Here is a 1,026-nt window from a genome sequence, read left to right as displayed (position 1 = left end):
CACAGCTCGTTCATCGACTCGAAGTCGAAGGCCAGGCTCCCGAGCTCCCCGTTCACCTCGATGCGCATCGCGTTCTTGCGCCCACTGGCGAAACGAGTCGCCTCGAACGACCCCACGGCGCCGCCGGAGAACCGGCCGAGGAACAGGGCCGCGTCGTCGACGGTGACCGTGCCGGTCTCCCCGGCGCCCTCGGAGGCGTCCGCGGCGAGCCCGGCCGACTCCTCGGCCAGCGGCCGCTCCTTGACGAAGGTCTCGGTGATGGCCGACACGCCCGTCAGGCTCTGCCCGGTGATGTACTGGGCGGTGTCCACGATGTGGGAGCCGATGTCGCCGAGCGCGCCCGACCCCGCCTTGTCCTTCTGCAACCGCCACACCAGCGGGAACTGCGGGTCGACGATCCAGTCCTGGAGGTACTGGGCGCGGACGTGCCGCAGTCGCCCGAGCCGCCCTTCGGCGACCCACTGGCGGGCCAGCGCGACGGCCGGGACCCGCCGGTAGTTGAAGGCCACCATGCTGCGCACGCCCCGCGCCGCAGCGCGCTCGGCGGCCGCGACCATCGCCTCGGCCTCGGCCACGGTGTTGGCCAGCGGCTTCTCGCAGATGACGTGCTTGCCCGCCTCCAGCGCCGCGATGGCGATCTCGGCGTGGGAGTCGCCGGGCGTGCAGATGTCGACGATCTGCACGTCGTCCCGCGCGACGAGGTCCTTCCAGTCGGTCTCGACCGCGGCCCAGCCGAGGCTCGCGGCGGCGGCGGCCGTGCGGTCGCCGGAACGACCGGACAGCGCGGCCATGACCGGGGTCACCGGCAGGTCGAAGAACGCCCCCACGCTGCGCCACGCCTGGGAGTGCACGCGCCCCATGAACGCGTACCCGACCATGCCGACCCCGAGTGCGGCCCTGGTGTCAGTCACGAAAACCCCCGAATCAGGATTCGAATCCGAGCGGCAGATACTTCTGCGCGTTGTCCTTGGTGATGGTCTCCGACGTCAGCGTGACCGACTGCGGCACCTGCTGCTCGACCAGGTC

General features: G+C 71.2%; 1 protein-coding gene. It reads right to left on the bottom strand.

The window, feature by feature from the left end:
• Positions 1–911: Gfo/Idh/MocA family oxidoreductase (locus ABZU32_RS40970; protein ID WP_354932201.1), on the bottom strand; the 911-nt coding region annotated here is incomplete at its 3' end.
• Positions 912–1,026 lie beyond the last annotated feature (115 nt).

This window comes from Sphaerisporangium sp. NPDC005288 (assembly GCF_040607475.1).
Lineage (GTDB): Bacteria > Actinomycetota > Actinomycetes > Streptosporangiales > Streptosporangiaceae > Sphaerisporangium > Sphaerisporangium rhizosphaerae.
The sequence above is the reverse complement of the archived record's forward strand: the minus strand, read 5'-3'. Positions and strand labels throughout refer to the sequence as shown.